This is a genomic window from Saccharomonospora halophila 8, assembly GCF_000383775.1.
In the GTDB taxonomy this organism is placed as follows: Bacteria; Actinomycetota; Actinomycetes; order Mycobacteriales; family Pseudonocardiaceae; genus Saccharomonospora; species Saccharomonospora halophila.
Genome location: NZ_KB912506.1, coordinates 75891 through 80719, shown reverse-complemented (window position 1 = coordinate 80719; position 4829 = coordinate 75891). Strand labels below are relative to the sequence as shown.

General features: G+C 69.4%; 5 protein-coding genes. 1 reads left to right on the top strand and 4 read right to left on the bottom strand.

Annotated elements, in window-relative coordinates; all coding sequences use genetic code 11:
- Together SACHA_RS25015 and SACHA_RS0106395 are read right to left on the bottom strand one after the other, a co-directional pair.
- The coding region (locus SACHA_RS25015) for a hypothetical protein (RefSeq protein ID WP_019808103.1) at positions 1 to 331 on the bottom strand (331 nt) is incomplete at its 3' end.
- Positions 332 to 512: 181 nt separating this feature from the next.
- Entirely contained in the window at positions 513 to 1142 is a 630-nt protein-coding gene (locus tag SACHA_RS0106395) for a TetR/AcrR family transcriptional regulator (RefSeq protein WP_028662945.1), read from the bottom strand.
- A 95-nt stretch (positions 1143 to 1237) separates the two neighbouring features.
- On the opposite strand from SACHA_RS0106395, the gene SACHA_RS0106390 reads away from it, so the two are divergent.
- Positions 1238 to 2746 carry a flavin-containing monooxygenase gene (locus SACHA_RS0106390; RefSeq protein ID WP_019808100.1) on the top strand — a complete coding sequence of 503 codons (1509 nt, stop codon included), beginning with the start codon at positions 1238 to 1240 and terminating at the stop codon, positions 2744 to 2746.
- Here SACHA_RS0106390 and SACHA_RS0106385 read toward each other — a convergent pair.
- Both SACHA_RS0106385 and SACHA_RS0106380 read right to left on the bottom strand, forming a co-directional pair.
- Positions 2661 to 3176: a helix-turn-helix transcriptional regulator gene (locus tag SACHA_RS0106385; RefSeq protein ID WP_019808098.1), complete on the bottom strand. Its 516-nt coding sequence runs from the start codon at positions 3174 to 3176 to the stop codon at positions 2661 to 2663. The two genes, SACHA_RS0106390 and SACHA_RS0106385, sit on opposite strands and share 86 nt — an antisense overlap.
- 134 nt (positions 3177 to 3310) lie before the next feature.
- Positions 3311 to 4829 (bottom strand): LCP family protein (locus SACHA_RS0106380; RefSeq protein ID WP_232211825.1); only part of this gene is annotated, 1519 nt, incomplete at its 5' end.

The following is a 4829-nucleotide window of genomic DNA, read 5'->3' as shown; positions in this document are numbered from 1 at the left end:
CCTCCTGCGCTCCCGCGTCGGCACGGGTCGTCGTGGGGGCGGACTCCGCGGCCCGCGTGGTCGTCCCGGACCGCTCGGGCGCACCGGCGCTCTCGGCCCCGGCCAGACGGGCGGCCATGTAGGTGGAGGTGAACTCCACCGCGCTGCCCTCGATCAGGTGGACCACGGTCGGCTGCTCGCCGCCGGAGGCGAGTTCGTCCACCAGCTGGTCGGCACGGTCCCGGGCGGCGATGATCCCGGACGCCTCCGCGTCCAGTTCCCTGCCGAGACCGGACACGCGCACCGTCCAGTTCTCCTCCGTGCGCGCGTAGGTCGCGGTGACTGTCTGCACCCCTGTTCACCCCTCTCCGGACAGCGGCATCCGGCCGCGTGCGGCGACGTGGTTCGCTGCCTTTATGACGATGATTCAAGTTTGTGACGTCCGAGGCCGCGCGGCAACACGGCGCCGGAGAAAAGGCTACCCAGGGTGAGAACGATCTCAGAAACTCACCACTGTGGGTGAAAAAGGTGTGTCAGCGAGTCGATTGATCCTGCGCCAGGTGGCTGACGCCGCCCCACAGGAGGTCCATGGCGTAATCCGTGGCCACCTCGGGCGTGATCTCGTCGTCCTGCTCGCACCAGATGGCCAGCCGCTCGCAGCCGCCGACGACGAACTCGGCCGACGCCTGGGCCCGGGACGGGTCCGAGACGGCGAGATAGCCGCCCATCACGCCCGCGATCAGGTCCGTCTGCTGTCGCCGGGTCGCCTCCAGTTCGTCGGCGGCCGAGGTACCGGCCAGCGCCATCTCGTTGCGCAGCAGCGACCACGCCTGCCTGCGCCTGCGGACGAACCCGAAGAACGCCGCGAGTCCCCGGCGCAGTGCGTCCTCGGCGGTCGCGGCCCCGACGACGGCGCGTTCGGTGACCTCCCGCAACTCCCCGCGGGCGGACTGGATGCAGGCGAGCAGCAATCCCTCCTTGGAGTGGAAGTACTCGTACAGCATCGGTTTGGACACGCCCACCCGTTCGGCGATCTCGTCCATCGAGGCCGCGGCGTAGCCGAGCTCGGCGAAGACCTGCTCGGCCACCTCGACCATCTGCCGTTCCCGTTCGGCCCTGGGCACGCGTTTGCGGCGGGCGGGGGTCTTTGCACTCGCGCTCACGATCGCTATTCTACTTCCGGTAACCTACTGCCAGTAAGGTGAACTTCCGGTAACAGGGTCGCCGGGACCAGGCAGAGCGGCATGGAGGAAGCGACATGGGCACACGCACCGAGACCGGAGTGGTCGTCGTCGGAACCGGGTTCTCCGGACTCGGCATGGCGATCCAGCTCCGCAGGGACGGCCGCGACGACTTCGTCATCCTGGAGAAGGAGCACGAGGTCGGCGGCACCTGGCGGGACAACACCTACCCGGGCTGTGCCTGTGACATCCAGTCGCACATGTACTCGTACTCGTTCGAGCAGAATCCCGGGTGGTCGCGCTCGTTCTCCCCGCAGCCGGAGATCTTCGACTACATCCGCGGGGTGGCGGAGAAGTACGACCTCTACCGCCACATCCGGTTCGGGCGGGAGCTGACCGGCGCGCGGTGGGACACCGACGAGCACCGCTGGTACATCAGCACCGCCGCCGGCGAGGAGTTCGTCGCCCGGCACCTGGTCTGCGGGGTGGGGGCGTTGCACATCCCGCAGATCCCGCACCTGCCGGGCATCGAGAGGTTCGAGGGCACGACGTTCCATTCGGCGCAGTGGGACCACGACTACGACCTGCGCGGGAAGCGGGTCGCGGTGATCGGCACCGGGGCGAGCGCGGTGCAGTTCGTGCCCGAGATCGCCAAGGACGTCGAGCGGCTCACCCTCTTCCAGCGGACACCGCCGTGGATCATGCCGAAGCCGGACCGGCGCATGCCGGGCTGGGCGAAGCGGCTGTTCTCCCGGATTCCCGGCGTCCAGCGGGCGTACCGCGACCTGCTGTACTGGATGCTCGAACTGCGCGCGGTCGGGTTCAACGGTGATCCGCGGATCATGAAGTTCGCCCAGAAGATCGCCAAGCGCAACATCGACCGGCACGTCGACGATCCCGCCCTGCGGGCCAAGCTCACGCCCGACTACGTGATGGGCTGCAAGCGGGTGCTCATCTCGAACGACTACTACCCGGCCATGAACCGGGACAACGTCGACGTCGTCACCGACGGCGTCGCCGAGGTCCGCGCGAACAGCGTCGTGGACGCCGCGGGCGTCGAGCACGAGGTGGACGCCCTCATCTACGGCACCGGCTTCCACGTCACCGACGCCTTCGACGATCTCGACATCATCGGTGCGCAGGGGACCAACCTCGGCAAGCAGTGGGCCGAGGAGGGCATGCAGACCCACCTCGGCATGACCGTCACGGGATACCCGAACCTGTACTTTCTGCTCGGCCCGAACACCGGGCTGGGTCACAACTCGGTCGTGTTCATGATCGAGCAGCAGGTGCGTTACATCGCCGAGGCGATCCGGTGGGTCGAGGCCGAGGGCGCCGAGGCGATCGAGGTGCGACCGGAGGCGCAGGCGCGGTTCAACGCCGAGATCCAGCGCAAACTGTCCAAGGGTGTCTGGACGCGCGGTGGCTGCACGAGCTGGTACCTCGACAGCCAGGGCGTGAACCGCACCATCTGGCCCGGCTTCACCTGGCGGTACTGGCTCAGGACCCGCACGCTCGATCCGCGTGACTTCCGCCTGCACGGGCGGTCTGCGGCGCCGGAGTGGACAGCCGCCGCAGGCGGGTGACCAGCTCCTCGGTGCCGAGTTCGCACAACGCCGCGAGCTGCTCCAGGGTGGTGCGGTCGAACTGCACCTCGGCCGCACCCCCTTCGGCGAGCCGCCCGCGCGCCCAGCGGCGCAGCGGCAGCAGCTCGGGCTGGTCGTCGGCGACCACGTCGTCGAGGTGCACCTTCAGTCTGCCCTGGTGCTCGGCGAACAACCGGCGGTGCACCCGCGCCAGCAGGTCCTGCGGGAGCTCCTCCATGGCCAGGCAGAGCTCGGCCAGCCGCACCACCGAGCACTGCCGTGTCCCGAGCTCGTAGGTGGCCAGGGTCTGCAGCGAGATCCCACTCTGCAGCCGTTCGTTGAGTTCCTTCCGGGTCCAGCCCCTGGCCGTTCTGAGCTTGCGCAACTCCTCACCCAACACCTGTTGATATCTGTCCGTCTCGATCAGCACTGGCCAACCCCTGCCCGTCACCATCTACCGGTTTCCTACAGGGGAGGAATGCGTCGACGGCCGTGTCCTTACGCGCGAGCGCGAAAAACTCCGCCGAATCGGAGAACATGACCCGATTGGAGTAGTGGCGGCGGTCAGTTGACGCAGACCACCTTGTCCGCGGTGATCGGTGGCTCGCTCGGGTCACTCGGTTGCTGTCGTTGTGCGGGACGCCCTTGCACCCCGCCCGCCGCGGCCGGGGCACCACCGCCCGCGGCGGGCGGGGTGGAGCTGCCGTGGGAGTTGTAGTCGGGCGCCAGCAGCACGCGGACGTGGCCGGACGGGACGTCGGCCCCGGTCTCCACCGCCAGACCGCCGAGAGCGTCGGCGACCGCCCGGCCGGACGCCTTCTCGTCCGGTGCCGTCCGGACCACGCTGGCCTGCCTCGGTGCCTCGTTGGCCACCTCGCCGGGGACGAAACCCTGTTGGGCCAGCTCGTCCGACACCCGGCCCGCGAGGCCGGTGATATCCGACGTGTTGTAGACGTCGACCGTGATCTCCTCCGGCGGCGGGGCCTGCGTCGCCGCCTCGCCGCCGGTCTCCCCGCTCGCCTCGGCGAGGAACGCCCGGACCTCGGCCGGGTCCACCCGGACGGCGAGCCCGTCGGTGGCGGTCTCGTACTCCGGATTCACGATCGGGATGGTCTGGAACTCGATCCGCCCGCCGGTGAGCCCGCGCATCTGCTGCGCGAACGACAGGATGTCCCAGCCCTCGTTGACCACCACGGACTTGTTGATGGCCTCGACCAGAGCGTTCAGCTTGGCCGGGTCGGCCAGCGTCCCGGCGGAGAGCACCTTGCGCGCGAGCCCGGCCATGAACACCTGCTGCCGGACGACGCGGTCGAGGTCTCCCCGCAGCAGGCCGTGCCGCTGCCGGACGAAGGCGAGCGCGTCGAGACCCTCGATGGTCTGCCTGCCCGCCTCGAAATCGGCGCCCGATGCGGGGTCCTCCACGGCCTCGTTCAGGCAGACCTCGACCCCGCCGACCGCCTTGGTGATGTCGTAGAAACCCAGCAGGTTGATCGAGGCGTAGTTGTCGATCGTGGTGCCGGTGAGGGTCTCCACCGTGTTCACCAGGGTCCGGGCGCCCTCCTGGTTGCTGCGCACCTCGAGTTCCCGTTCGTCGGTGACCCCCTCGGCGACGAGGTCCTCGCGCGCGGCCAGCTTCCCCCTGGCGTACGCCGAATTGATCTTGTGTTTGCCGAATCCGGGGATGGTGACGTACGAGTCGCGCGGCAGCGACACGGCCATGGCCTCGCTGCCGTCGTTGGGCACCCGGACGAAGATCAGGGTGTCGGTGTTCAACGCGCCGTCGGCGACACCGGCGTTCAGCTTGGCCAGCATGTCCTCCGGAAGCGGGTTGCCCTGGGCGTCGGTGCGGCTGTCCATCCCGACGAGGAGGATGTCCCGGTAGCCGTCCGCGGGCAGGTCGCCGGCGTCCGGGCCGATGACGTCGGCCGTCGTCATCCCGCTGAGCATGCCGTGCATCACCGCCCACGCGTAGCCGGTGACGCTCAGCACCAGTGCGGACACGAGGGCGAGACTGACGTGGGCGAGCCGCCGCCCGCCGGCCCCCCGTCCCCGGTCCGGGCGGGACGGGCGGGACGGGCGGGAC

Excerpts from the sequence above, each read along its gene's own strand:
- SACHA_RS0106390 (WP_019808100.1), top strand. The coding sequence starts at position 1,238 with ATGGGCACACGCACCGAGACCGGAGTGGTCGTCGTCGGAACCGGGTTC.